The organism is Klebsiella sp. JB_Kp042, from assembly GCF_040065275.1.
GTDB classification, from domain to species: domain Bacteria; phylum Pseudomonadota; class Gammaproteobacteria; order Enterobacterales; family Enterobacteriaceae; genus Klebsiella; species Klebsiella quasipneumoniae.
Map to the genome: position 1 here is coordinate 15,512 of NZ_JBEAJL010000095.1, position 24,866 is coordinate 40,377.

Genomic DNA, 24,866 nt, shown 5'->3' on the forward strand with positions numbered 1-24,866 from the left:
ACGGATTAAAGGCAACGCAATGAGACCTCGTACTGCCAGCGCGTTTGGGTCAGGAGCCACTGCGGCAGTACGCTTGGGGTCCAGGAGTCATCGCCTCCCACCCCCATATGCAGGCCGTCAAGGGTGATCCACACGCCGTCTTCGGCCTGCATCTTGTGCCAGTGGTCGGTCTCCATCAGCTGACGGGTGCTCCACGGCTGAACAGAGAAGTGGAAATGACCGCTGACGTGCCAGCGTCCCCAGTCCAGCGCCTGAGTATCACAGCGCAGGCCGTTTTCCGTCGGGAAGATGTAGGGGGTGGTCATCGCCGCCAGCGGCTGCTCCCAGCGGGCGAAGCAGGCGCTGCTCCGCCGGTCGGGGTAGTTCTCATGCGGCCCCAGCCCCAGCCAGCTCACCGGCGCCTGCTGATCCGCCACCTGGAAGTGCAGCCCGACCCGCGGCAGCGGCGGCAGCGTTTCCGCGCGCTCGCCGTCCACCGCCAGCCGCACCGTTCCGTCCGCGGTAAAGCGCAGACGCCAGTGGCTGACAATCACCACCTCGTCGCCGCGCAGGTAGTGCCAGCGGCTGTCGACAAGGGTCTCATTCGCCAGACGCTGGGCGTCGCACTGCACGCAGCGCGCCTCAAGGTCGAACAGGCCGGCGCTTTTCCAGCGCTCCACCCAGGCGTTGGGGTCGATGCGCTCCACTTCGCTGACCCCGATGTCGTTGTCGAGCGGCGCACGGACAAACTGATCCCGCAGGGGGGTCAGCAGCTGCTCCTGACCGGCAACCGACCAGCCACTCAGCAAACCGGTCCGGCGATCGACGGTCCAGCACTGCGTGCCGGCGCGGATCTGCCAGGCCTCATCGCTGACGATAAGATCCGGGGCGCCGGCTGGCACCGTGGGTGCAGGCAGCGCCAGCGGCGCCGGCAGGGGATACTGCTGCCAGGCGACGCGATGATCCGCCGGGGACCAGGCTGTCGCCTGGGGCTGGACCACCTCCAGCGTCAGCCACACGGCGCGGGCGCCTGGCGGCAGGATCAGACTGTCGAGCAGCGTTATCTCGTCGCTGCCCTCAGGCGGGAGCGCCAGCGTCAGCTTGCCGTGGTACAGGGTTTCACCAGCCGCCTGCACCTGCCAGCGCAGCGCTTCGTTATCGGTCTGGCGGAACAGGTATTCGCTGGCGATGCGCACCCGCAGCGGCGAGGTTGACAGCAGGGCGAACTGGAAATACTGCTGGGCGTGCTTCGCCTCGACCAGCGACGGATGCGGCGTGCGATCGGGGAACACCAGGCCGTTCATACAAAACTGGCGATCGTTCGGCTTATCGCCAAAGTCGCCGCCGTAGGCCCAGCCGACGCTGCCGTCGTCAAAGATTTTGCGGATCGCCTGGTCGGCCCAGTCCCAGATAAACCCGCCCTGCAGCCGCGGATACTCGCGGAAGGCCTGCCAGTAATCGGCGAAGTTGCCGAGGCTGTTGCCCATCGCGTGGGCGTACTCGCAGAGGATCAGCGGCCGCTGCTCGCCGGGCAGGCTGATCCATTTTTTGATCCCCCACTTCGGTACCGCCGGGATCGGCTGGTCGCGTTCGACGCGGGCGTACATCGGACAGATAATATCGGTGGCGGTGGTATCCGCGCCGCCGCCCTCGTACTGCACCGGACGGGTCGGGTCGTTACGCTTCAGCCAGTGGTACAGCGCTTCGTGGTTGCCGCCGCCGCCGGATTCGTTGCCCAGCGACCAGATGATAATGCACGGATGGTTGCGGTTGCTCTGTACCATCCGGGTGACGCGGGCGCTGAAGGCTGGCAGCCACGCCGGATCGTCTGACAGCCGATTCATCGGCACCATGCCGTGGGTTTCAATATTGGCTTCATCGACCACGTACAGACCGTAGCGGTTGCACAGCTCATACCAGCGCGGGGCGTTGGGGTAGTGCGAGCAGCGGACGGCGTTAAAGTTGTTCTGCTTCATCAACAGAATGTCCTGCACCATATCCGCCTCGCTGACCACCTGACCGCGTAAAGGGTGGTGTTCATGGCGGTTAACGCCGCGGATCAGCAGCGGTTTGCCGTTAAGGCGCAGCAGGCCGTCGGCGATCTCGATGCGGCGAAAACCGATATCCCACGCCTCTGCCTCCAGCAATGCCTCGCCGCGCCACAGGGTGACCACTGCCCGGTAGCAATCCGGGGTTTCCGCGCTCCAGTGCGCCGGCGCCGCCACCGCCAGGGAGAAATCGACCCGTTCGGCGTAACGGCCGCGCTCATCCACCGTCGGGGTGCCTAACGGCTGACGGTGGGCAACGACAGGCTGCTCGCCGCGCCACAGGCTAACCCCGACGCTGAGCCCGGCAAGCGCCGCTTCTGTCGCCTCGACGGTCGCCTGGACCTGCAGAGCGCCGTCGCGGCAGAGGGCGTCAAGGGTCGGCGTCAGCTGGACGTCGCTCAGCCGCTGGTGCGGCTTATTCAGCAGCCACACCGAGCGGAAAATACCGCTCATCCGCCACATATCCTGGTCTTCCAGCCAGCTGCCGGCGCTCCAGCGCATGACCATCACGCACAGGCGGTTGTCGCCCGGACGCAGAAAGGGGCTGAGATCGAACGCCGCCGGCAGGCGGCTGTCCTGGGAATAACCGACCCAGGCGCCGTTGCACCAGAGATGAAAGGCCGAGTTAACGCCGTCGAATATAATCTGCGTCTGCCCATCCGCGCGCCAGGCGTCATCGATCGCAACGTGCAGGGAGTAACAGCCGGTTGGGTTATCCTCCGGCACCCGCGGCGGGGTGGTGTCGATGGGGTAGCGGACGTTAGTGTAGATCGGCGCGTCATAGCCCTCCATCTGCCAGTTGGAGGGCACCGGCGTGCCGCGGCTGCCCGGCAGGTCCTGCGTCAGCCACTGCGCATCGACGGCAAACGGGCTGCGGGCGTAAGCAAATTGCCACTCGCCGTCCAGCTGACGACGATGGGGCGAAGGATGATTATCGCGGGCGGCAAGCTCATCGCGCCAGCTGGCGAACGCGGGATGGGCCGGCAGGCGGTTGAGATGGGTAATGGTCTGGTTCTGCCAGTCTTCGCGGGCGAGGACGGCGTGGAAGTCAGGCGCGTGGCGGCGACTGGTATCGCTTATTGGCATAGTAATCCCCGGTAAGTCAGAAAATGTCGATCGCTAAACAGGATGAAGAACGTTATCGGGTAATTTGTTTTTTCCAGCAACGACGGCGGAAATGAAATTAACAGACGATCACGAAAGCGGGGGTAATACGCTGTTTTTTGTCGTGCGTTAAACATAAAATGTTAGCGCACGACATTTTGTCAATGAGGAGAAACTATGCCGCGTCGTACCGCAACCCTGGAGGATGTCGCCCGCGCGGCGGGCGTCTCCCAACAGACGGTCTCCCGGGTCCTGAACCGTCCGGAAGTGGTGTCAGCCCGCACCCGCGAGCAGGTGATCCGCGCGATGCAGACGCTGCACTACGTGCCTAACCGCTCGGCGCAGCTGCTCGCCGGCAAAGCGGCGCCCTCCATTGGGCTGATTACCGCCTCGCTGACCCTGCATGCCCCCTCGCAGATCGCCGCCGCGGTAAAGAGCCATGCCAGTCTGCACCAGCTGGAGGTGGCGATAGCGATGCCAGCGCAGGCCGACTTCGCCGCGCTGCAGGCCCGGCTGGACGAACTGCGCGCCCAGCATATTCGCGGGGTGATCGTCAGCCTGCCGCTGGAGAGCGCCACCGCCGAGCGGCTGGTTAAGGAGAATCCGGATATGGCCTGCCTGTTTCTTGACGTCTCCCCGGAGGCCGATGTCTGCTGCGTGCGCTTCGACCATCGCGACGGCTGCGGAGCCTGCGTGCGCCATCTTTGGGAGCTCGGGCATCGCGAATTCGGCCTGCTGGCGGGGCCGGAAAGTTCGGTTTCCGCCCGTCTGCGTCTCGCCAGCTGGCGCGAGGCGCTGCACAGCCTGAACATTGCCCGTTCAACCACGGTGTTCGGTGACTGGAGCGCCGCCAGCGGCTGGCAGAAAACCTTCGAACTGCTGCACCTCCAGCCGCGGATCAGCGCCATTGTGGTGGCCAACGATCAGATGGCGCTCGGGGTACTCAGCGCGCTGACCCAGCTCAATCGCAGCGGCAGCCAGGCGGTGTCGGTGACCGGCTATGACGACACCGCTGACAGTCTCTACTTTCAGCCGCCGCTCACCACGGTGGCGCAGGACTTTGATCTGCTGGGCAAACGGGCCGTGGAGCGGCTGATTGCTCTAATGGCGGCCCCGCAGATGCGGATCCGCGAGCTGCTGCCGACCCGGCTCATCGTGCGCCAATCGGCGTGGCCGCTCGCCGCCGCGGAGGACCGGCAGCAGACCCTGGCGCAGCTGAAAGCGTTGGTGGAGAGGCTTTAGCCGCAGGCCGTTGAGGATTTATTGAGGTTGACCATGCTAACCTCGGGATCAAACGTAGAGAGGTCAGGATCCTCTGCCTGCGAAAAATGCAAAATACAATCTATCCATGCAAGCATTGATTTACCGCCAGTCACATGGCGGTTTTTTTTTGCCTCACTCCTGTTTTCCGCGTTCTTTCGTTGGTTTTTTCGCCTGGCATCCCCGGCGGCGGCATGCTACATCTTTCTTCCGGGATAGATGCCGAACACGGCGGGAGACAAGGTCATGATGGTGATTGAGGGCAAAGAGGCGATTGCGCGGGTAGACTGGCGGCGGGTGCGGACCATCGTCGCCGAGGCCGGGCTGAATGAACGTGATGTTCAGCAACTGGAGCAGGCGTTTCGCCAGAGCACCTTCTGCTGGTTCGGCTATGAGAACGGTCAGCTGATTGCCGTGGCGCGCGCCATCAGCGACTGCACCTGGAGCAGCTACTTATCGGATGTGGCGATCGTCCCCGACCGACAGGGGCAGGGTTACGGACAACAGCTGATGCAGGCGGTCCGGGAGCAGCTGCTGCCCTTTGGCAAAATTTTTATCTATGCGGTGGCCGATAAAATCGCGTTCTATCAGCGTTTTGGTTTTGCCATGCTGACCACCGGGATGGTCTGCGCTGGCGAGGAGGGCATGCGCAAAATGCACGAACAGGGCTATATTCGCCAGCCCTGAGCGCGGATGCCGGGCAACGCCTGGCTTAAGCGTGTAAACCAGGCGCAGGCTCCGTTACAGGGGCCTTTCAAGCACAAACAGATACGCTTCCCGCGACCAGAACAGGGCGGTACGGCGGCGCTCCACCGACATGGTTTTTACCTCCCAGCCCTCGCGGGTATAGCTGCTGAGAAACTGGCTCATTTTGTCAGGGTCGGCTTTGGCTTCGCCAAAAAACAGGCTGCCCAGCAGGCCCTCTTTATAGATCACTACCCGACACTCTTTCTTCATCATCGACCATCCTGGCGACCGGTTTACTGTGGCTGTCTATTGTCCGTGGCTGCGAGGATTTTGCAATCGGAGAAGTAGCAAACTGTTTACGGTACTGCAGCGGGCTTAGCGCGAAGCGCAGGCGAAAATGGTGGCGCAGGGTGCCAGCGCTGGCAAATCCGCAGCGCTCAGCGATCTGGTCGATGCCCATCGTGCTCTCCGTCAGGTGCTGACGGGCGCGCAGCAGACGCTCCTCCAGCAGCCAGCGGGCGGGGGTTTTACCAGTGGCCTCTTCAAAGCGGCGCAAAAAGGTGCGCGTCCCCATGCCGGCGCGCTGCGCGAGGGAGGCGACGGTGTGGCCGGCGGCGAGATGCTGGTGCAGATAATCAAACAGCTGGCCAAGGCGCAGACTCTCCCGGCTGCGGGCCACCGGACGCAGGACCTGCTGCGCCTGACCGCCGTCGCGATGGGGAGAGACCACCAGGCGGCGAGCGACCACATTCGCAGCCTCGCTGCCGAAATCCTCGCGCACCAGATGCAGACAGAGGTCGATCCCCGCCGCGCTGCCGGCGGACGTCATCAGCAAATCATCGCCCACGTAAAGGACATCCTCCACCACCTGGATCTGCGGAAAACGGGACTGCAGCGCCGCGGTGTAGCGCCAGTGGGTTGTCGCCTGGCGGCCATTGAGCAGCCCGGCGGCGGCGAGAACGAACACTCCGGAACAGATGGAGATTATTCGGCATCCGCGGGCGTGAGCGGCGGCCAGGGCGGCGCACAGCGCTTCGGGGACCGGGGCGTCGATGCCGCGCCAGCCCGGGACCACGATGGTCTGCGCCTGGGCGAGAAGCTCAGGGCCGCCGTCGGTCATCAGGCGGACCCCGCCGGTGGCTCTCAGAGGCCCTTCATCGACGGCGGCGACGGCGAACTGGTACCAACGCTCGCCCATTTCCGGGCGGGGCAGGCCGAAGATCTCCACGGCCACGCCAAACTCAAACGTGCACAGGCCATCGTAGGCGAGGGCCACCACGCGGTGAGGTGACAGTGTCACCGAAGGGGTTGTCAGGATGTTAGCGTTTTCTGTCATGGTTGCCGGCAGATAAGGGTGATGGGCGTCAGTAAAGTAGTGTTATCACAGACAAGGAGAAGACGCCATGAGTGTAGTAAGCCAATTTACCCCCGCCACCTCCGCCGAGGCTATCCGCTGGTTCCGCCATAAGCTGCATCTCGAGACCGACTGCGCCGATGTGCACAGCGCCCAGCGTGCCGGCGAGGTCGACTTTGTCCTGCTGCATGTGGTCGGCAGCGAGGAGGCCTTCGCCAGGCGTCACCTGCCCGGCGCGCTGCATCTTCCGCACAGCCAGATCAGCGCCGAGAGAATGGCGTCCTGGCCGGCGGAGACCCTGTTTGTGGTCTATTGCGCCGGGCCGCACTGCAACGGTGCCGACGTTGCCGCGCTGAAGCTGGCCGAACTGGGGCGGCCGGTGAAAATGATGCTCGGCGGGATCACCGGCTGGGAAGATGAGGGTTATGCGTTTGTCGCCGGTAAGTGAATATTTTTCATGTACCATGAAATATTCTCGTTTGCGGCCCGTCGACCTGCATGCCAGTATCTGGACATATAGCCATCCAGAAGTCTAAAAATTCAAATAATGAACTATCACGGTGGGCAACTAACGCGCCCACCGCTAAGGAGACAGCATGCAACGTCAACAGGCCCCGTTCCGCGCAGACATCGTCGGCAGTTTTTTGCGTCCGGACAGTATCAAACAGGCGCGTCAGCAGCTGGCGGAGGGGCTTATCGACGCCGGTCAGCTGCGCGAAATTGAGAATAACGCTATCCGTCATCTGGTCCAGCAGCAGTGCGACTGCGGCCTGCACGTGGTCACCGACGGCGAGTTTCGTCGCGCATGGTGGCATTTCGATTTCTTCGACGGCCTGCAGGGCGTTGAGCGTTACGATGCCGAGCAGGGGATCCAGTTCAACGGCGTGCAGACCAAAGCCCACGGCGTGCGCGTTACCGGCATGCTGGCGTTCGGCGACCACCCGATGCTGGAGGATTTCCGCTATCTGAAAAGCATCAGCGGCGACGCGCAGCCGAAGATGACCATTCCCAGCCCGAGCGTGCTGCACTTCCGCGGCGGTCGGAAAGATATTGATGCCACTGTTTACCCGGATCTCAGAGACTACTTCGACGATCTGGCCACCACCTGGCGCGACGCGATCCGCGCCTTTTATGACGCCGGCTGTCGCTATCTGCAGCTGGACGATACCGTCTGGGCCTATTTGTGCTCCGATGCCCAGCGTCAGCAGGTACGCGAGCGCGGCGACGATCCGGATGCGCTGGCGCGCATTTATGCCCGGGTGCTGAACCAGGCGCTGGAGGGCAAACCGGCCGATCTGACGGTGGGCCTCCACGTCTGCCGGGGTAATTTCCGCTCAACCTGGATCTCGGAGGGCGGTTACGAGCCGGTGGCCGAGGTGCTGTTTGGCGGCGTCAATGTCGATGCCTTCTTCCTCGAATATGACAACGACCGCTCCGGGGATTTCGCGCCGCTGCGCTTTATTCGTCCCGGCCATCAGCAGGTGGTCCTCGGGTTGATCACCACCAAAAACGGCGAGCTGGAGAACCCTCAGGGGGTCAAAGCGCGTCTCGCCGAGGCGGCGCAGTATGTTCCGCTTGAGCAGATCTGCCTGAGTCCGCAGTGCGGTTTCGCCTCCACGGAAGAGGGTAACGCCCTCAGCGAAGACCAGCAGTGGCAAAAAGTTCGTCTGGTGACCGCCATCGCCGCCGACGTCTGGTAATGCCTTTCTTAGCGCAGCGTTGCACCGTGATGAGGCAACGCTGCCATCTCCTTCGTCTCCGCCCTCCGCCTGCGCCGCATCCCGCTGTTCTCACAACCTGGCACCGTTTTTGCCTTATCACCTCTGGTTAGCTGTTAATTCTTTATTTTTGCGCTACTCAGGAGTGAATCATGCAACGAAGAACGTTATTAAAAGCTTTTGCACTCTCCGCCTCTGTAATGGCTATGGGTCTCTCATTCCAGGCCTATGCCGCCGACACCATTAAAGTCGGGATTATGCATTCGCTCTCCGGGACGATGGCGATTTCCGAAACGCCGCTGAAGGACGTCGCCCTGATGGCCATCGACGACATCAACGCCAAAGGCGGGGTGCTGGGCAAGAAGCTGGAGCCGGTAGTGGTCGACCCGGCCTCCAACTGGCCGCTGTTCGCCGAGAAGGCGCGCCAGCTGCTGGCCCAGGACAAGGTGGCGGTGGTGTTCGGCTGCTGGACCTCGGTCTCGCGTAAATCGGTGCTACCGGTGTTTGAGGAGCTGAACGGCCTGCTGTTCTACCCGGTACAGTACGAAGGGGAAGAGATGTCCCCCAACGTCTTCTATACCGGCGCGGCGCCTAACCAGCAGGCCATCCCGGCGGTGGAATACCTGCTGAGCGAGGACGGCGGCGGCGCCAAACGCTTCTTCCTGCTGGGAACCGACTACGTCTATCCGCGCACCACCAACAAGATCCTTCGCGCCTTCCTGCATGCCAAAGGGATCCAGGACAAAGATATCGAAGAAGTCTACACCCCGTTCGGCTATAGCGATTACCAGACCATCGTCGCCAATATCAAAAAATTCTCCGCCGGCGGCAAAACGGCGGTGGTCTCCACCATCAACGGCGATTCCAACGTGCCTTTCTACAAAGAGCTGGCTAACCAGGGTCTGAAAGCGACCGACGTGCCGGTGGTGGCCTTCTCGGTGGGGGAAGAGGAGCTGCGCGGCATCGATACCAAACCGCTGGTCGGCAACCTCGCGGCATGGAACTACTTTGAGTCGGTCGATAACCCGACCAATAAAGCCTTTGTCGCCGACTATCGCGCTTACGCCAAAGCGCACAAGCTGCCGAATGCCGATACGGTGGTGACCAACGACCCGATGGAGGCGACCTGGGTGGGTCTGCATATGTGGGCGCAGGCGGTGACCAAAGCCGGCACCACCGACGTGGACAAAGTGCGCGACGCCATGGCCGGGCAAACCTTTAAAGCGCCGTCCGGTTTTACCCTGACGATGGATGCCACCAACCACCATCTGCATAAGCCGGTGATGATCGGTGAAATCGAAGGCAACGGCCAGTTCAATGTGGTCTGGCAGACCGATGAGCCCGTCCGCGCGCAGCCGTGGAGCCCGTGGATCCCCGGTAATGATAAGAAACCTGACCATCCGGTGAAAACCGTCAGCCAGTAAGCGCCAGGGCCGACGGGGCGGGAGCGTCGCGCCCGTCGGCCGCTGACCAGAGGAGAACGACATGAACGCATTGCGTCTCATGAGTGTGTTGGCGCTGCTGCTGAGCTTGCTGCCATGGCGGGCGCAGGCTGCGGAGGCGGATGATTTCGTCGCCGCCAGCCGCAGCCAGCAGGCGCAGCTGTTGACCCAGTGGGCGGCGGCGCCGCAGGCCGATCGCCTGCCGTTGCTGCGGGCGTTAACCAGCGAGAGCCTGGTGATGGACGACGGAAAACATGCCTTCCGCGCCCGACAGGGCGGCTTACAACCGCTGGGCGCCGCCGCCGCGCCGCAGGGCGACACCCGGCCGGTCCGTCTGACCAACCGCCTGCGCAATCTGGCTGCCGGCGCGCTGGCCAGCCATCTTATTTTAAGTGACAACGTCACAGAGCGAGCGTCCGCGGCGCGCACCCTGCAGCGGGAAGCGACCCCGGCCATGGCCGCTCTGCTGCAGCAGCGGCTGAAGGCGGAAAGCGATGATAATGTGCGGGGCCTGCTGGAGGTGGCGCTGGCGCGCCTGCAGTTGACTCAGCCTGAGGCCAGCGCGCGGCTGGCCGCGGTGACGCTGCTCGGCCATTCCGCGGCCCCGGAAACCCAGGCGCTGCTGATCCCCTTTACTGATGCCCAGCATGAGCCGGATGCGGCGGTGCGCGAGGCGGCCAGCGACAGCCTGCAAAAGATCAAACATCGTCTGCTGCTCGGCGATCTGCTGGGCCAGGCCTTTATGGGGCTGTCGCTGGGCTCGGTGCTGCTGCTGGCCGCTCTGGGGCTGGCGATCACCTACGGCCTGCTGGGGGTGATTAACATGGCCCATGGCGAGATGCTGATGATCGGCGCCTACAGCTGCTGGCTGGTACAGCAGGTCCTGGCGCAGCTCGCGCCGCAGTGGCTGGCCTTTTATCCGCTGGTCGCGCTGCCGGTGGCCTTCCTGGTCACCGCCGGGATCGGCATGGCGCTCGAGCGCACCATTATTCGTCATCTGTATGGTCGGCCGCTGGAGACGCTGCTCGCCACCTGGGGGATCAGCCTGATGCTTATTCAGCTGGTGCGGATGCTGTTCGGCGCGCAGAACGTGGAGGTGGCGAACCCCGCCTGGCTCTCCGGCGGCGTGCAGGTCCTGCCGAACCTGATCCTGCCGTGGAACCGGCTGGCGGTGCTGGCGTTCGTCCTGCTGGTGCTGTGCTTCACCTGGCTCATCCTGAACCGCACCCGCCTCGGAATGAACGTCCGCGCCGTGACGCAGAACCGGGCGATGGCCGCCTGCTGCGGCGTGCCTACCGGGCGGGTGGATATGCTGGCCTTTGGTCTCGGATCCGGTATTGCCGGGCTGGGCGGCGTGGCGCTGTCGCAGCTTGGCAACGTCGGCCCGGAGCTGGGTCAGGGCTATATCATCGACTCGTTCCTGGTGGTGGTCCTGGGCGGCGTCGGCCAGCTGGCCGGCAGCGTGGCGGCAGCCTTTGGGCTGGGCATTTTCAACAAAATTCTTGAACCTCAGATGGGCGCGGTGCTGGGCAAGATCCTGATCCTGGTGATGATTATTCTGTTTATTCAGAAACGCCCGCAGGGCCTGTTCGCGTTGAAAGGGAGGGTGATTGACTGATGAGCCAACCCATTACCTTAACGCTGGCGCAGCGCGCGCCGCGGCCTCTGCGCTGGCTGGGGATCCTGTTAGTGCTGGGGCTGCTGAGCATGCCATTCCTGGCGCTGCTGCCGGCCTCCCATCCGCTGGCGGTGCCGAGCTGGCTGCTGACCCTGAGCGGTAAAATCCTCTGCTACGCCATCGTGGCGGTGGCGCTGGATCTGGTCTGGGGCTACGCGGGTATGCTATCCCTTGGCCACGGGATTTTCTTTGCCCTCGGCGGGTACGCCATGGGCATGTACCTGATGCGCCAGGCGGCGGGGGACGGTCTGCCGGCGTTCATGTCTTTTCTCTCCTGGGACGAGCTGCCCTGGTTCTGGTGGGGCACGCAGCATTTCGCCTGGGCGATGGCGCTGGTGGTGCTGGTTCCCGGCCTGCTGGCGCTGGTTTTCGGCTGGTTCGCCTTCCGCTCGAAGATCAAAGGGGTCTATTTCTCGATCATGACCCAGGCCTTGACCTATGCCGGTATGCTGCTGTTCTTTCGCAACGAGACCGGGTTTGGCGGTAACAACGGCTTCACCGGATTTACCACGCTGCTGGGCTTTCCGGTCACCGCCACCGGCACCCGGGCGGCGCTGTTTATGGCCACGGTCCTGCTGTTGTTGCTGACCCTGTGGCTGGGCTCGGCGCTGGCGCAGAGTAAGTTTGGCCGCATCCTCACCGCGGTGCGGGATGCCGAGAACCGCCTGATGTTCTGCGGGTACGACCCGCGCGGCTTCAAGCTGCTGGTGTGGACGCTGTCGGCGGTGCTCTGCGGCCTGGCGGGGGCGTTATACGTCCCGCAGGTGGGGATCATCAACCCCAGCGAAATGTCGCCGACCAACTCCATCGAGGCCGCCATCTGGGTGGCGCTCGGCGGGCGCGGCACCCTGATCGGCCCGGTGCTTGGCGCCGGGCTGGTCAATGGCGCGAAAAGCATTTTCACCGTGGCGATGCCGGAGTACTGGCAGCTGTTTCTTGGCCTCATGTTCATCATCGTGACCCTGTTTCTACCCCGCGGGGTGATGGGTCTGCTGCGTCGAGGAGACCGCTAATGCAACCGGATGAAGGACTGTTTACCCGCCAGCTGCCCGGAGATCGCTTCCGTGCGCAAACCGACCCGGTACTGCAGCTGGAGAACATTAACGTCAGCTTTGACGGTTTCCGGGCGCTGACGGATCTGTCGCTGGCGATAGGCGTCGGCGAGCTGCGCTGCGTGATCGGCCCCAACGGCGCGGGCAAGACCACCCTGATGGACGTGATCACCGGCAAAACCCGGCCGCAGAGCGGCAAAGCGATCTATGACCAGTCGGTGGATCTGACCACTCTCGACCCGGTGGCCATCGCCCGCCAGGGTATCGGGCGCAAGTTTCAAAAGCCGACGGTCTTCGAAGCGCTGACGGTGGCGGAAAATCTCGCCCTGGCGATGAAGGGGGATAAATCGGTGTGGGCCAGCCTGCGCGCCCGGCTGAGCAGCGAACAGGACGATCGGCTGAATGAGGTGCTGCGCCTGCTGCGCCTCGACGGCGAACGCTACCGCCAGGCGGGTCTGCTGTCCCATGGCCAGAAACAGTTTCTTGAGATCGGCATGCTGCTGGTGCAGGAACCGCATCTGCTGCTGCTTGATGAGCCAGCGGCCGGCATGACCGATGCGGAAACCGAATATACCGCGGAGCTGTTTCGCACGCTGGCCGGACAGCACTCCCTGATGGTGGTGGAGCACGACATGGGGTTTGTCGAGACCATCGCCGACCGGGTGACGGTCCTGCATCAGGGCCAGGTGCTGGCGGAGGGGTCGCTGCGGGAGGTGCAGGCCAATGAGCAGGTCATTGAAGTTTATCTGGGACGTTAAGGAGCGCCAATGTTACAGGTGAGTCAGTTACATCAGTACTACGGCGGGAGCCACATCTTGCGCGGGGTGGATTTTACCGCCCGTCAGGGCGAGGTCACCTGCCTGCTGGGGCGCAACGGCGTCGGTAAGACCACCCTGCTGAAATGTCTGATGGGGCTTATTCCGGCGCGCAGCGGCGAGGTGCGCTGGCAGGATCAGAACATCACCCACCGTAAACCGCACCAGCGGGTGCAGGCCGGGGTGGCCTACGTCCCCCAGGGACGCGAGATTTTTCCCCGCCTGACGGTGGAAGAAAATCTGCTGATGGGGCTGTCGCGCTTTCCCGCCCGCGAGGCGCAGCAGGTGCCGGAGGAGATTTACCAGCTTTTCCCGGTGCTCAAGACCATGAAGCAGCGGCGGGGCGGTGATTTATCCGGCGGTCAGCAGCAGCAGCTGGCGATCGGCCGCGCGCTGGCCAGCCGTCCGCAGCTGCTGATCCTCGATGAGCCAACCGAGGGGATCCAGCCCTCGGTCATCAAAGAGATTGGCGAGGTGATCCGTCAGCTGGCGAGCCGCGGGGATATGGCTATTCTGCTGGTGGAGCAATTCTATGACTTTGCCGCCGGGCTGGCGGACCACTACCTGGTGATGTCGCGCGGCGCCATCGTCCAGCAGGGAAAGGGCGGAGATATGGAAACCGACGGCGTGCGCGCCCTGGTGACTATCTGAGCGGGCCGGCGGCGTGCGCCGCCGGTTTCCATGCTATTTACGCAGCAGCCGCTGCAGGCGCGCCTGGCGCCAGTTTTTGATCCATTCGCCAAAGACGAACAGACGTAATCCTCTCACCACCAGCAGAGCGCCCCAGATCATGGCGACCCAGCCGGACCAGTAGTACTGCGGGTTCGTGTACCGGTTGAGCACCGCCAGCAGCACGCAGACCACCAGCGCCACCGACAGCGAACGAAAAAAGCGACTCTCCTGCTGCACCCGCGCTTTCGCTTCCTCTATACGCAGATCCAGCGAAGCTTGCGGACCCGGCGCGCCCTCCCGCGAGGCTTCGCCGCCGATCTCGGCCACCGTCACCTCAAAGACCGCGGCGAGGGCGCTGAGGGTCTCCAGCCCCGGGCGTTCGCCATTCTCAATGCGCTGGATCGTGCGGACGCTGAGCCCCGCCATTTCGGCCAGCTGTTCCTGGGACCAGGCGCGCTGCAGCCGTAATTGTTTGACCTGATTGATGCTGTTCATATTCATATGCTCCATGACGTTCTGCGGATGTAAACCTGTGATGGAGTATGGAAAAGCGGGCCGCCAGCCACCACGACAGCGACCCGACAACGGCCCGACAGTAACCTGACAGCCGCATGTCAGCTGGCGTCAGGCCCTGGCCAGCGGAGAATCCGGCTGCCAGGGACGGGCATTGATCCCCCGGAAAATCATCAGCCAGGCGGCGACAATAGCCGCGATAAGAATGACAAACAGCGACCAGTGCGGCAGATGGGTGAGGATCAACCCGGTGAACATCGGGTTGAAGGCCGCGCCCAGCCATCCCAGCGACTGAGCGGAGAAGTAGCTGGCCTTCATTCCCGGCGGGGCGATATGGTCAATCAGCATATACTCGCCGGGGGCATAAATCACCTCGCCAAGGGTGAAGATCGCCGCCGAGAGCCCCCACGCCCACAGGCTGGCGCCGGAGAACATAAAGCCCACGAGGCCGATCACAAAGCAGACGGTACCGAAGGTCATCAGCGGGCGGATATTTCTCGCGCTCAGCCGCCGGCCAACGGCGTACTGCAGGGCGACGACCACCGCGGCGTTAACCGGCAGCACCACGGCCACGACTTTCTCGGCGAAGTCGCTGCTGGCGACCACCAGCACGTACTGCGAGATACAGGAGGCAAACGCGCCGCCGACGAAGGAGGCCAGCAGCCCGGAACAGGTAAACCACAGCAGCGCGCGGTCGCGCAGCAGCACCGAAGGCGTCCAGGCGGCAGCTCCCGGCTGGGCGGCGGCGGCCCCATCCCGCTGGAGAAACAGCTGAATAAACACCAGCGGGAAGGCGGCGCAGGCCGCCGCCAGCCAGAAGGGCAGATTAATGCTGTGCATCACCAGCAGCGTGCCGATAGGCGGCCCGACGGTCCAGCCGATGTTGAGGATGGTGTAGTTCAGCGAGAAGATGCGCGCTTTTTTCTCCGCCGTCAGCCGGTCGGCGAACCAGGCTTTCAGCACGGTGGAAAAGACCGAATAGGCGCAGTTGATCAGCGCAAAGAAGATCACCACCAGGGTCGCGTTATGGACCAGCGGTATCGCGCTGAAACCGAGGATAAATACCAGCACTGACCACACCATATAGCGCTTTTTGTCGAACTTGTCCGCGAGGATGCCAAAGCCCATGCTGAACAGCACGCCGACCACCAGGGCCAGCGACAGGGCGTAGCCGATCACATCCACCTCCAGCTGATAGCGTCGGGTGAGGTAGATGGTCATAAACGGCAGTGTGGCCCCGCGGCCGATAGTCAACAGTAACGACGATGCCAGCAGCGCGATGGTGGAGCGCCGGAGTGTGGTGATCATGATTTCCTTGCCTGTCATGTTGTTATAATTTTATGTCTTCGATCACAAATAACACGGCCATCACGCCTTGTACAGGTCGCCCCGGTCGCGATCGGCACTTCTGAACCTGCCAAAAATAATGATCTATCCTGGCGGCCGCTTTTTCGCTACTTTGATTTTGTTCACAAAAATTCTAATAACGACAGAGGCAGGGTATGACGAGGAAAGATGGACTGCTGGCGCTGCTGGTAGTGGTGGTGTGGGGGCTTAACTTCGTGGTGATTAAGCTGGGATTGCACAATATGCCGCCGCTGATGCTGGCGGGCCTGCGCTTTATGCTGGTGGCCTTCCCGGCGCTGCTGTTTGTCGCCCGGCCAGCGATTCCGCTGCGCCTGCTGTTGGGCTATGGCCTGACCATTAGCTTTGGCCAGTTTGCCTTTCTGTTCTGCGCTATCGGCCTGGGCATGCCGGCGGGGCTGGCGTCGCTGGTTCTGCAGGCGCAAGCCTTCTTTACCATCATCCTCGGCGCCTTCGTCTTTGGCGAACGCCTGCAGGGCAAGCAGCTGGCGGGGATCGCTCTGGCGATCTTCGGCGTGCTGGTGCTGGTGGAGGGGAGCCTCGGAGGGGAACATGTCCCGCTGGTGGGCTTTATGCTGACCCTGGCGGCGGCGCTCAGCTGGGCCTGCGGCAATATTTTCAACAAAAAAATCATGTCCCAGGCGACCCGGCCGCCGATCATGTCGCTGGTGGTGTGGAGCGCATTGATCCCGGTGCTGCCGTTTATGCTCGCCTCGTGGCTGATCGATGGCCCGCAGTTGATGCTGGCGAGTCTGCGCCAGATCGATGTGCTGACGGTACTCTCGCTGCTTTACCTGGCGTTTATCGCCACTATCGTCGGCTACGGTATCTGGGGCTCGCTGCTGGGGCGGTATGAAACCTGGCGGGTGGCGCCGCTGTCGCTGCTGGTGCCGGTGGTGGGGATGGCCAGCGCCGCGCTGCTGCTGGGAGAGACGCTGAGCGGGCTGCAGCTCGCCGGGGCGGCGCTGATCATGGCCGGGCTCTATATCAACGTTTTCGGTCTGCGTCTGGTGCGGCCGGGCATGGCGCGCGGGTAAAAAAAAGCCCCGGAGACGGGGCTATACACAAGTATGCGTGTAATGGCATCACAGGTCGTGCTGCTGGTAGTACGGCACGCCAAGTTCGTCAGATTTATCATTGCCGGCCGCCATATGATTGAAATCAAACGGCGAGTCGTTATGTTCCGAAGGGAGAATCATTGTGTCACGCTGGTTTTGCCGCACCGGCGTGGTGGTTTGCTCCGCATAGCTGAAGCTGGATGCCAGCGACAGAACGACGATGGCTGCGGCAGCGAATAATTTCATGATTTCCTCAATACGTCTTTAATAATGCAGGCGATTAACAACAGTTATTTAGCGGATGCAGATAGCGGGATTCGCCAGGTACATTCGTTATGCGATATTTGTGGGGCGGAACATCGAAATAGTTTTTAAACGTTCGCGTCAGGGTCTGCTGCGATTCGAAACCGTAGCGTTCCGCCAGGTACAGGATTGGCTCATTGCTCTGCTTGAGCTTTTGCGCAATCTCCGTCAGCTTACGGCTGCGGATGTACTGGCCGAGGGAATGGCCGGTCTCTTTCTTAAACATACGTTGCAGGTGCCACTTGGAGTAACCTGAGCGCTCAGACACTTTTTCCAGCGACAGGGGCGATTCCAGGTTATCCTCGATCCACGACAAAATACTATGGATAGTGATGGCGTCATTATTACGTCTGGACATCATCTTACCTCTTCTTATTTTTACGGCAGGACCTTCTTGAGGAGTTGCTCAAGCATGGCGACTTCGTCCGCCGACAGATTTTTTGTTAACTCCTGGTGTAACTTCTGACCCACAACCTGATGACACTGCTCGCAAAGGGCTGCGCCGTCTGGCGTCAACTGCACCAGCACGCCACGCTTGTCAGCGGGGTTGGGTAACCGTTCAATCCAGCCTTTACACGCCAGGCGGTCGAGCATACGCGTCATCGCGCCCGGGTCGACGGAAAGCACGGTTTTCAGCTCAACGGGGGTAATACATACCTCGCAACGAATGGAACAGAGCACCCGGAACTGGGTCGCGGTAATATCCATGGGTGAGAGGTAGTCGTTGAGCAGGCGATCTTTTTTCTGGTTAACCATCTGGATCAAGCGGCCCAGCGGGATCATCTCGTTGAACAGGTCGCTGGTACTTTTCATGATGGTTGCCCAGGCAATGATTTAGTTGCGAGTGATACTATTGCCCAGGCAATCATAAGTCAACATTATGAATTGGCCGATGCCACGATTTGCTAAAACAAGAAAATTCGACACGGGTCACTGTTTGTGAATTTTCTAACGCTTGTTAATTTTTAGCGAAGGTGATTTATCAGCAGGCTGGCGTTGGAATTGTTGAAGCCGGTATACTCACGGCGTGAAACCATCCTTAAAAAATGAATATTTACGGGACTTTTTTTAACTATGTTTGATTTGTTTAAAGCGATAGGGCTCGGCCTGGCGGTGCTGTTACCGCTGGCGAATCCGCTGACTACCGTGGCGCTGTTCCTTGGCCTGGCGGGCAATATGAACAACGCCGAGCGGAACAAACAGGCGTTGATGGCTTCGGTGTATGTCTTCGCCATCCTGATGGTGTCGTGGTATGCCGGCCAGGTGGTGATGAATACATTCGGCATATCAATACCTGGGCTGCGTATCGCCGGGGGGTTGATTGTGGCCTTTATCGGTTTCCGCATGCTGTTCCCCCAGCAAAAAGCCCACGATTCGATGGAAGCGAAGATCAAATCGGAAGAGCTACAGGATGAGCCAACCGCCAATATCGCCTTTGTGCCGCTGGCGATGCCAAGCACCGCCGGTCCGGGCACCATCGCGATGATCATCAGTTCCGCCTCAACCGTGAAGCACGGCGTGGACTTCCCGGAGTGGGTGGTGCTGGCGGCGCCGCCGATTATCTTTGCCCTGTTGGCGATCATTCTCTGGGGTTGCCTGCGCAGTTCGGGGGCGATTATGCGTCTGGTAGGAAAAGGCGGCATTGAGGCCATTTCGCGGTTGATGGGCTTCCTGCTGGTCTGCATGGGCGTGCAGTTCATTATTAACGGCGTGCTGGAGATCATTTCGACCTGGCATCCCTGACCGCGGTGATGCGCGGAGAGACAAAAGCCCGCCGGAGCGATACCGACGGGCTTTTTTTTTGCGGCTCAATCAAGAGTGGTGCGGCTGGTGCTCTTCCAGCGATACCGGCCAGCGACGGAAGATCAGCAGGGCCCAGATCAGGCCTGCCAGCGCCGGGATGGCGCCGATGTAGCCGATGGAGGCCATAGAGAGGTGCAGACTCACCTGGCTGCCCACCAGCGCGCCGGCGCCAATACCGATGTTAAAGATGCCCGAGAACAGCGACATGGCGACGTCGGTGGCGTCCGGGGCGGAGGCCAGCACTTTCACCTGCATGCCGAGACCGATAATCATGATCGCCACCCCCCAGAAGATGCTGAGCAGCATCAGGTGGTGCGGGTTATGCGAGGCCGGCAAAAGCAGCAGCAGACAGGCCAGCAGCAGGCCGATGGCGAGGCTTATCAGCCCCGAAGCGTGCTGGTTACCGAGCTTGCCGAACAGAATGCTGCCGATAATCCCGGCCCCGCCGAGGATCAGCAGCAGTACGGTGGCAAAATTGCCGCTCAGACCCGCCACCGTCTGGACGAAGGGTTCGATATAGCTGTAGGCGGTATAATGGGCGGTCACCACCACCACGGTCAGAATGTACACGCTGACCAGCGCCGGGCGACGGAACAGCACCGGCAGGCTTTTCAGCGAGCCTGAGTGTTCGCTCGGCAGCGTCGGCAGCAGTTTCACCAGGCATGCCAGAGTGGCTAAGGCGCCGAGGCCGATCGCCAGGAAGGTCATCCGCCAGCCAAAATACTGGCCGATGATGCGGCCGATCGGAATGCCAAACACCATCGCCAGCGCGGTACCGGTAGCGATCAGGCTCAGCGCCTGCGCCCGTTTGCCCGGGGGCGCCATGCGGATGGCCAGCGCCGACGTTATCGACCAGAACACCGCATGGGCGAAGGCGATGCCGATGCGGCTGATGACCAGCACGTCAAAATTCCATGCAAAGAACGACAGCACATGGCTGGCGATAAACAGAATAAACAGGCCGATGAGCAACCGCCGACGCTCCACTTTGCTGGTCAGCAGCATAAACGGCAGCGACATTAACGCCACCACCCATGCGTAGATGGTCAGCATCATGCCCACCTGGGCGGTTTCCATGCCGAAGCTGTCGGCAATATCCGACAGCAGACCGACCGGGGCAAATTCTGTGGTGTTAAAAATAAACGCGGCGATGGCCAACGTCACGACACGTAGCCACGCTACCTTGCGTGAGACCGTATTCGTAGTCATAAGCTCTGGACTGGTGATTCAGGGGAAGATGTGACGCTGATCTTAAAACGTTTGCTGGCGAAAAGACAATCATTTTGTGATCTGTATCTCATTTCACTGCAAACGCCCAGGTGCGGTTAAGCAATTAATTTTGCTATGGATAGTGTCAGGGGGGCGCTTTTATGTCATGTTGAAGGAAAGTAAAAAAAGTAAGGACAGTGTATGCAGGAAATACAATTTTATCTGGTCGATGCTTTCAGCGATAAAAACTTCGGCGGCAATGCCGCGGCCGTTTGCCCCCTCAGCGAGTGGTTAGCCGACGATGTGCTGCTGAAAATGGCCCAACAGCATAACCAGTCCGAAACGGCGTTCTTCGTCCGCACCGACGAAGGCTATGAGCTGCGCTGGTTTACCACCCTTGGCGAGATCAACCTCTGCGGCCACGCCACCCTGGCGACGGCGCACGTTATTTTTGAATATCTCGACCATCCCTCGGCGACGATTACCTTTAGCACCCGTTTTGTCGGCGACCTGCGGGTGACCCGCAGCGGCGACTGGCTGACGCTCGACTTCCCGGCGTGGACGACCACCCCGGTGGCCAATCCGCCGGCGGACCTGCTGGCCGGGCTGGGCCTCGAGGCGGCCGTCGAGGTACGGGAAGGGCGCGATTATCTGGTGCTGCTGGCGGATCGCCGGCAGGTTGAAGCGGTGCAACCGGACATGGCGCGCCTGCAGACGCTCGGCAAAATGATCTGCGTGAGCGCGCCGGATGAGGAATATGACTTTGTCAGCCGCTTCTTCTGCCCGGGAGAAGGGGTGCCGGAGGATCCGGTGACCGGCTCCGCCCACAGCATGCTGATCCCCTGGTGGGGCGACAAGCTGGGGAAAACCACCATGATGGCGCGCCAGGTCTCCGCCCGCGGCGGGGATCTGCGCTGCCAGTGGCAGGGCGACCGGGTGCTGATCGGCGGCCAGGCCACCACCTATCTGCGCGGGACTGTCTATTTGCGTTAATCCTCACCGCCGCGTCGTTCCGTTGTCCGGGGACGGCGCGGCGTGCGTCATCAGGCAAGGGAGGCGCCACCGCACATCACCAGCTCCTGTCCGGTCATCGCCGATGCGCCCTCACTCAATAACCAGCTTATCAGCGAGACCACCTCCTGCGGGGTAATGAGCCTCCCCAGCGGCGGCAGCCGCGGCGGAGAGCTTTCCCTGCCAGGCTGATGGAGCATCGGCGTATCGGTTGCCCCGGGCGCCACCACGTTGACCGTCACCCCAGCGGGCGCCAGCTCTGCCGCCCAGCTTCTGGCAAGGGCGACCAGCGCGGCTTTGGTGGCCGTATACTGGGAACGACCCGCTGCGCCTCGTGATGTTCGGCTTCCCAGCAGAACAACCCTCCCGCCCGGCGCCATGGCCGGGGCGAAGTGATTGACCAGCGTTTGGGCCGCGTCGACATGTAAACGCCACAGCGACTCGCCGCGCAGTGGATCAAGATTGCCCAGGGGCGCGGCGGTCATCGAACCCGCGGCGTGGATGATGGCCTGAGGAGGCTCAATCTGTTCCAGCGCCGCCAGCAGCGCGCTGCGTTGGCTGACATCGACCTCCAGATGGCGAAAGTTCGGCTGTGAGAAGGGCGGCAGCGAACGGCTCATGCCGACCACCTGCCAGCCGTCCTCCAGCAATCGCCTCACCACCGCGGCGCCGATCCCGGAACTGGCCCCGGTGACTATGGCCCGCTTCATTGCGCCTCCAGCATCGCTGCCGGTATCTTGAATACCGCCTTTCTGACCGGCGCTGGCGTCGAAACCGCACACAGCGCCTGGTGCGGTTCGCCGGGGTAAAAGACCGCGAAGTCGCCGGGACGCAGCAGAATAGAGACACTCTCCGGGGCCGGCTGACAGAGATAGAGGTCAGGCTTAAGCTCATTATCCTGCGGGCGCATCACGGCAGCCATGCCCGCCTGGATCCGCTCCTCGCCGGCCAGGATGACCTGAATATCCGCCCACTGGCGATGATATTCCGTATGCCGCTCGGCCGCAGGCTGGGTTTGCGCCACGCCGAGGGTGCAGAACCACGGCGCGCCGTCGGGCTGGAAGCGGCCATCCTCTCTGGCGCTCAGGGCGGCCAGCGAACAGTCCTCGCTGCTCAAAAGCTGCTTTAACGCTGGCGGCAGACCAGCCTGGTGCAGCGCCTGCAGGGTACCGATAATCATGCGCTTTCTCCTTTCACCCACTGTGGCGAAACGCGAACATACTTGATCGCCTGGCGGTACCAGGTGTAGGCGATATGCAAATTACCGTCTGCTCCCTGTTTGATGCTGGGGTAGGAGAACTCCCGGTTCAGCTTCTGCTCCGAATTATTGGTCATGCAGTAGCCGTCGCCCTCGTCAAGATTACGCAGCCACGGCCAGCTTTTGCCGCCGTCAGGCGAGATCGCCACCGTCATCGGCGCGCGGGGCGCGCCCCAGAAGGCGCTTTTTCCGGTTGTTTCCGGCTCCTTACGGCCATCGTCATCCGCAATTTCATCGTACAGTGAGGCTCGGCGTTCGGTGGCCCCGGCGGCGCTCATATTATTAAACACCAGCGCCAGTTCGCCATTGTCGAGAGTCGTCGCCTGAATGGACGAGTTGTTGTTCGGCAGCGTCGTTGGCACCGGCGCAGACCAGCTTTCACCCTGGTCGCTGGAGCGGCTGAACCAGATGTGATCCGCCCAGCGACTGCGAAAGAAGGCCGCCAGTCCGCCGTCGGGATGCGCGGTGATGCTCATATGGACGCAGCCAAGACTCTCCGGGACCGCCACGTCGCGCCAGCTTCTGCCGCCGTCGGAGGAGATCTTCACCGCGCTGACGTCATTGTTACCCACCCATTTCTCGCCGGGTGCAGTGCGGCAGTAAAACACCGGCAGCAGCCAGCTGCCGTCAGGCATGACGCTAATCGGCTGGCGAATAAAGGTACCGGGCTGATCCAACAGGGTGTCGATGGCTCCCCAGCTTTGCCCGCCGTCGTGTGACTGGCGGTAGCGCACAATGGCGGTATCCTGGTTGCCGGCGAATTGCGCCGTCCATAACAGCCACACTACCTGGTCCGGCGCCTGAAACAGCACCGGATTTTGTTCTGAGCGGTCAGGATCGTCGGAGAGCTTAACCGCTTCGCTCCAGCGATCGCTGCCGGGGGCTAACCGCGAACCCCAGATCGAAATGTCGGCTTTCCCCTCCTGGGAGCCGCCGAACCAGACGCACATCAGGCAGCCATCTTCCAGCTGAAGCAGGTTGGCGGCATGATTTTGCGGGCAGGCGTTGGGGAGCATCGCCCATGCGATATGTTCATCTTGCTGGTGCTGGCGAATGACGCCGTCGAAAGAAGGAATTGCGGACATGTTTCAGACTCCACGTTGCTCAACAGGGGCAGGGGATGATTGTGATTTATTCGGGATCAGGCGATCGATGACCATAATGATCGCCGGGGTCGCCAGGGCGACATACATGTTATTGATGCCGAACGGATCGCCAAGTAAATACCAGACGGAGGTCACCACGCAGGCGCCGATCAGACCGGCATTGGCGCCGCGGGTGCTCCTGAAGAAGGGGGCATAGAAGGCGATGACCGCCACTACGGTAATGGACAGGCGGATGGCGCGGGTGAAGAAGGAGAGTTTCAGCACTTCCGGCACCAGCAGCACAAAGATCAGCGGCAGGAAGCCGATAATTAACGATGCCCAGCGCGTGGCTCTGAACTCCTGGTCCGGAGTTGGGTTACGCCATGGTACGTAGAAATCTTTCACCACCAGCGAGGCAATGGCCAGAGCAACGGTACTTACGCTGACGAATATCGAGGCCACAAGTGACGTTGTCACGAGTCCCGCCAGCCAGGGATTCATGTCCTGCAGAAATACCGGCAGGGCGTACAGGCTGTTGATTTCCGGATGCAGATACTTCGCCGCCACGCCGATGATGGCGATGGCAAGGGCGATGGGCAGGCAGAAAAAGAAGGCGATCCACGTGGAGCGCTTTGCTGACCGGACGTCTTTGGTGGAGCTGATCGCCTGGATAACAAACTGGGTGCAGAAGATGGAGCCGATAGTGCCGATAAGCCAGGCGAAGATAGTGCCAGCGCCAATGTTGCCATCCCACGTCCAGTAGTAATCCGGCATCTTCTCAATCATCGGCGTGAAGCCGCCGGTTTTGGACAGAGCAAAACCCAGAATGATCAGCAGACCAGCGTATTTTAACGCGCTGTGTAACATGGTGACCCAGGCGACGCCTTTCATGCCGCCGAAGGCGAAATAGAAGGTACTGACGATGGCGGTAATAAAGGCGGCCACGGGTAAGTTGACTTTTAAGACGGTGGAAATAGCCGCAGCGCCGCTGACGTAGTTGCCTACGTTAACCAGCAACAGCGCATAAATCATGATCAGGGAGATAATATTTTTGGTACTGGTGCCATATTTCTCAGCGATAGCCCCGGATATGGTGATTTTCCCGGTGTTATAGATGCGCTTTACCAGAATCAAACCGAACAGCGGGAAGCCGATGGCCGCCCCCAGCACGGACCATGAGGCGGCAATTCCGCTCTCAAAGGCGGCCTGAGCGGTACCGATGGTTGATTTGGCGCCAATATATTCCGACATCAGTAATATACCGACAATAAAGGCCGGCATGGCGCGCGAGCCTTCCATAAAATCCCCGGAATTCTTACTACGAATACGGAATGTCAGCCAGGTGGTGAACAGAATATAGGCAATGACAATGCCGACAATAATAAAGGTATCTTCAGCGGTAAAATGATTCATCTTAGCCTCTCTCTGGGCGTACGAATCCTGGGTACGGCG

At 61.5% G+C, this 24,866-nt stretch carries 25 protein-coding genes; 12 read left to right on the top strand and 13 right to left on the bottom strand.

The window, feature by feature from the left end:
- Window positions 1-5: 5 nt before the first annotated feature.
- Window positions 6-3,113 (bottom strand): beta-galactosidase, encoded by a 3,108-nt coding sequence (locus tag ABLV54_RS18440; protein WP_050534196.1) that lies wholly within the window; start codon window positions 3,111-3,113, stop codon window positions 6-8.
- 195 nt (window positions 3,114-3,308) lie between these two features.
- Here ABLV54_RS18440 and ABLV54_RS18445 point away from each other — a divergent pair, with 195 nt between their 5' ends.
- Both ABLV54_RS18445 and ABLV54_RS18450 read left to right on the top strand, forming a co-directional pair.
- Window positions 3,309-4,373, top strand: a complete 1,065-nt coding sequence (locus ABLV54_RS18445) for a LacI family DNA-binding transcriptional regulator (protein WP_050534197.1) — start codon at window positions 3,309-3,311, stop codon at window positions 4,371-4,373.
- Window positions 4,374-4,637: 264 nt separating this feature from the next.
- On the top strand, window positions 4,638-5,078 hold the full coding sequence (locus ABLV54_RS18450; RefSeq protein ID WP_049014027.1) for a GNAT family N-acetyltransferase: 441 nt from the start codon (window positions 4,638-4,640) through the stop codon (window positions 5,076-5,078).
- Between the two features lie 54 nt (window positions 5,079-5,132).
- Here ABLV54_RS18450 and ABLV54_RS18455 read toward each other — a convergent pair whose 3' ends face one another.
- Both ABLV54_RS18455 and ftrA read right to left on the bottom strand, forming a co-directional pair.
- A complete protein-coding gene (locus ABLV54_RS18455; RefSeq protein WP_004205985.1) occupies window positions 5,133-5,348 on the bottom strand; it encodes a DUF4177 domain-containing protein in 216 nt (71 codons plus the stop codon).
- A complete protein-coding gene (gene ftrA, locus ABLV54_RS18460; protein ID WP_050534198.1) occupies window positions 5,317-6,414 on the bottom strand; it encodes a transcriptional regulator FtrA in 1,098 nt (365 codons plus the stop codon). The genes ABLV54_RS18455 and ftrA overlap by 32 nt, the downstream gene beginning before the upstream one ends.
- Before the next feature lie 67 nt (window positions 6,415-6,481).
- On the opposite strand from ftrA, the gene ABLV54_RS18465 reads away from it, so the two are divergent.
- The 7 genes from ABLV54_RS18465 to urtE all read left to right on the top strand — a co-directional run bounded on the left by ABLV54_RS18465 (window position 6,482) and on the right by urtE (window position 13,788).
- On the top strand, window positions 6,482-6,880 hold the full coding sequence (locus tag ABLV54_RS18465) for a rhodanese-like domain-containing protein (protein WP_050534199.1): 399 nt from the start codon (window positions 6,482-6,484) through the stop codon (window positions 6,878-6,880).
- A 148-nt stretch (window positions 6,881-7,028) separates the two neighbouring features.
- A complete protein-coding gene (locus ABLV54_RS18470) occupies window positions 7,029-8,132 on the top strand; it encodes a cobalamin-independent methionine synthase II family protein (protein WP_050534200.1) in 1,104 nt (367 codons plus the stop codon).
- Between the two features lie 170 nt (window positions 8,133-8,302).
- Window positions 8,303-9,574 (top strand): urea ABC transporter substrate-binding protein, encoded by a 1,272-nt coding sequence (gene urtA / locus ABLV54_RS18475; protein WP_004205981.1) that lies wholly within the window; start codon window positions 8,303-8,305, stop codon window positions 9,572-9,574.
- Window positions 9,575-9,635: 61 nt separating this feature from the next.
- Complete coding sequence (urtB, locus tag ABLV54_RS18480) at window positions 9,636-11,210, top strand: urea ABC transporter permease subunit UrtB (protein ID WP_050534201.1); 1,575 nt, start codon at window positions 9,636-9,638, stop codon at window positions 11,208-11,210.
- On the top strand, window positions 11,210-12,283 hold the full coding sequence (gene urtC, locus ABLV54_RS18485) for an urea ABC transporter permease subunit UrtC (protein WP_050534202.1): 1,074 nt from the start codon (window positions 11,210-11,212) through the stop codon (window positions 12,281-12,283). The genes urtB and urtC overlap by 1 nt, the downstream gene beginning before the upstream one ends.
- A complete protein-coding gene (gene urtD / locus ABLV54_RS18490; protein ID WP_023289616.1) occupies window positions 12,283-13,080 on the top strand; it encodes an urea ABC transporter ATP-binding protein UrtD in 798 nt (265 codons plus the stop codon). The genes urtC and urtD overlap by 1 nt, the downstream gene beginning before the upstream one ends.
- Before the next feature lie 9 nt (window positions 13,081-13,089).
- Complete coding sequence (gene urtE, locus ABLV54_RS18495) at window positions 13,090-13,788, top strand: urea ABC transporter ATP-binding subunit UrtE (RefSeq protein ID WP_023289617.1); 699 nt, start codon at window positions 13,090-13,092, stop codon at window positions 13,786-13,788.
- A 33-nt stretch (window positions 13,789-13,821) separates the two neighbouring features.
- Here the strand turns inward: urtE and ABLV54_RS18500 are convergent, their stop codons facing one another.
- The gene (locus ABLV54_RS18500; RefSeq protein ID WP_050534241.1) at window positions 13,822-14,304 is read right to left on the bottom strand and encodes a helix-turn-helix domain-containing protein; all 483 of its coding nucleotides are present in this window, start codon (window positions 14,302-14,304) and stop codon (window positions 13,822-13,824) included.
- 129 nt (window positions 14,305-14,433) lie between these two features.
- Complete coding sequence (gene ydeE / locus ABLV54_RS18505) at window positions 14,434-15,630, bottom strand: efflux MFS transporter YdeE (protein ID WP_050534203.1); 1,197 nt, start codon at window positions 15,628-15,630, stop codon at window positions 14,434-14,436.
- Window positions 15,631-15,824: 194 nt separating this feature from the next.
- Here ydeE and eamA point away from each other — a divergent pair, with 194 nt between their 5' ends.
- Window positions 15,825-16,724 carry an O-acetylserine/cysteine exporter gene (gene eamA, locus ABLV54_RS18510; protein ID WP_023289620.1) on the top strand — a complete coding sequence of 300 codons (900 nt, stop codon included), beginning with the start codon at window positions 15,825-15,827 and terminating at the stop codon, window positions 16,722-16,724.
- A gap of 48 nt (window positions 16,725-16,772) precedes the next feature.
- On the opposite strand, the gene marB is transcribed toward eamA, so the two are convergent.
- The 3 genes from marB to marR are packed head-to-tail and all read right to left on the bottom strand — an operon-like array spanning window position 16,773 to window position 17,861.
- A complete protein-coding gene (gene marB / locus ABLV54_RS18515; RefSeq protein ID WP_044522908.1) occupies window positions 16,773-16,991 on the bottom strand; it encodes a multiple antibiotic resistance protein MarB in 219 nt (72 codons plus the stop codon).
- A gap of 34 nt (window positions 16,992-17,025) precedes the next feature.
- Entirely contained in the window at window positions 17,026-17,406 is a 381-nt protein-coding gene (gene marA, locus ABLV54_RS18520) for an MDR efflux pump AcrAB transcriptional activator MarA (RefSeq protein ID WP_004205971.1), read from the bottom strand.
- Window positions 17,407-17,426: 20 nt separating this feature from the next.
- Window positions 17,427-17,861, bottom strand: coding sequence for a multiple antibiotic resistance transcriptional regulator MarR (gene marR, locus ABLV54_RS18525; protein ID WP_004143563.1), 435 nt, complete (start codon window positions 17,859-17,861; stop codon window positions 17,427-17,429).
- Between the two features lie 261 nt (window positions 17,862-18,122).
- Between marR and ABLV54_RS18530 the strand changes: the two genes are divergently transcribed.
- Window positions 18,123-18,791 carry a MarC family NAAT transporter gene (locus ABLV54_RS18530; protein WP_004205969.1) on the top strand — a complete coding sequence of 223 codons (669 nt, stop codon included), beginning with the start codon at window positions 18,123-18,125 and terminating at the stop codon, window positions 18,789-18,791.
- Window positions 18,792-18,860: 69 nt separating this feature from the next.
- Here the strand turns inward: ABLV54_RS18530 and ABLV54_RS18535 are convergent, their stop codons facing one another.
- On the bottom strand, window positions 18,861-20,060 hold the full coding sequence (locus ABLV54_RS18535) for a sugar transporter (protein WP_032452773.1): 1,200 nt from the start codon (window positions 20,058-20,060) through the stop codon (window positions 18,861-18,863).
- Between the two features lie 201 nt (window positions 20,061-20,261).
- Here ABLV54_RS18535 and ABLV54_RS18540 point away from each other — a divergent pair, with 201 nt between their 5' ends.
- A complete protein-coding gene (locus tag ABLV54_RS18540; RefSeq protein ID WP_023289623.1) occupies window positions 20,262-21,053 on the top strand; it encodes a PhzF family phenazine biosynthesis protein in 792 nt (263 codons plus the stop codon).
- Window positions 21,054-21,103: 50 nt separating this feature from the next.
- Here the strand turns inward: ABLV54_RS18540 and ABLV54_RS18545 are convergent, their stop codons facing one another.
- From ABLV54_RS18545 to ABLV54_RS18560, 4 genes are read right to left on the bottom strand one after another with little or no spacing between them, the layout of a single operon-like run.
- Window positions 21,104-21,781 carry an SDR family oxidoreductase gene (locus ABLV54_RS18545; RefSeq protein WP_050534204.1) on the bottom strand — a complete coding sequence of 226 codons (678 nt, stop codon included), beginning with the start codon at window positions 21,779-21,781 and terminating at the stop codon, window positions 21,104-21,106.
- Window positions 21,778-22,251, bottom strand: coding sequence for a YhcH/YjgK/YiaL family protein (locus ABLV54_RS18550; RefSeq protein WP_032452776.1), 474 nt, complete (start codon window positions 22,249-22,251; stop codon window positions 21,778-21,780). The genes ABLV54_RS18545 and ABLV54_RS18550 overlap by 4 nt, the downstream gene beginning before the upstream one ends.
- Window positions 22,248-23,414: an exo-alpha-sialidase gene (locus ABLV54_RS18555; RefSeq protein ID WP_050534205.1), complete on the bottom strand. Its 1,167-nt coding sequence runs from the start codon at window positions 23,412-23,414 to the stop codon at window positions 22,248-22,250. The genes ABLV54_RS18550 and ABLV54_RS18555 overlap by 4 nt, the downstream gene beginning before the upstream one ends.
- A gap of 3 nt (window positions 23,415-23,417) precedes the next feature.
- The gene (locus ABLV54_RS18560) at window positions 23,418-24,827 is read right to left on the bottom strand and encodes a sodium:solute symporter family protein (RefSeq protein ID WP_023289627.1); all 1,410 of its coding nucleotides are present in this window, start codon (window positions 24,825-24,827) and stop codon (window positions 23,418-23,420) included.
- Window positions 24,828-24,866 lie beyond the last annotated feature (39 nt).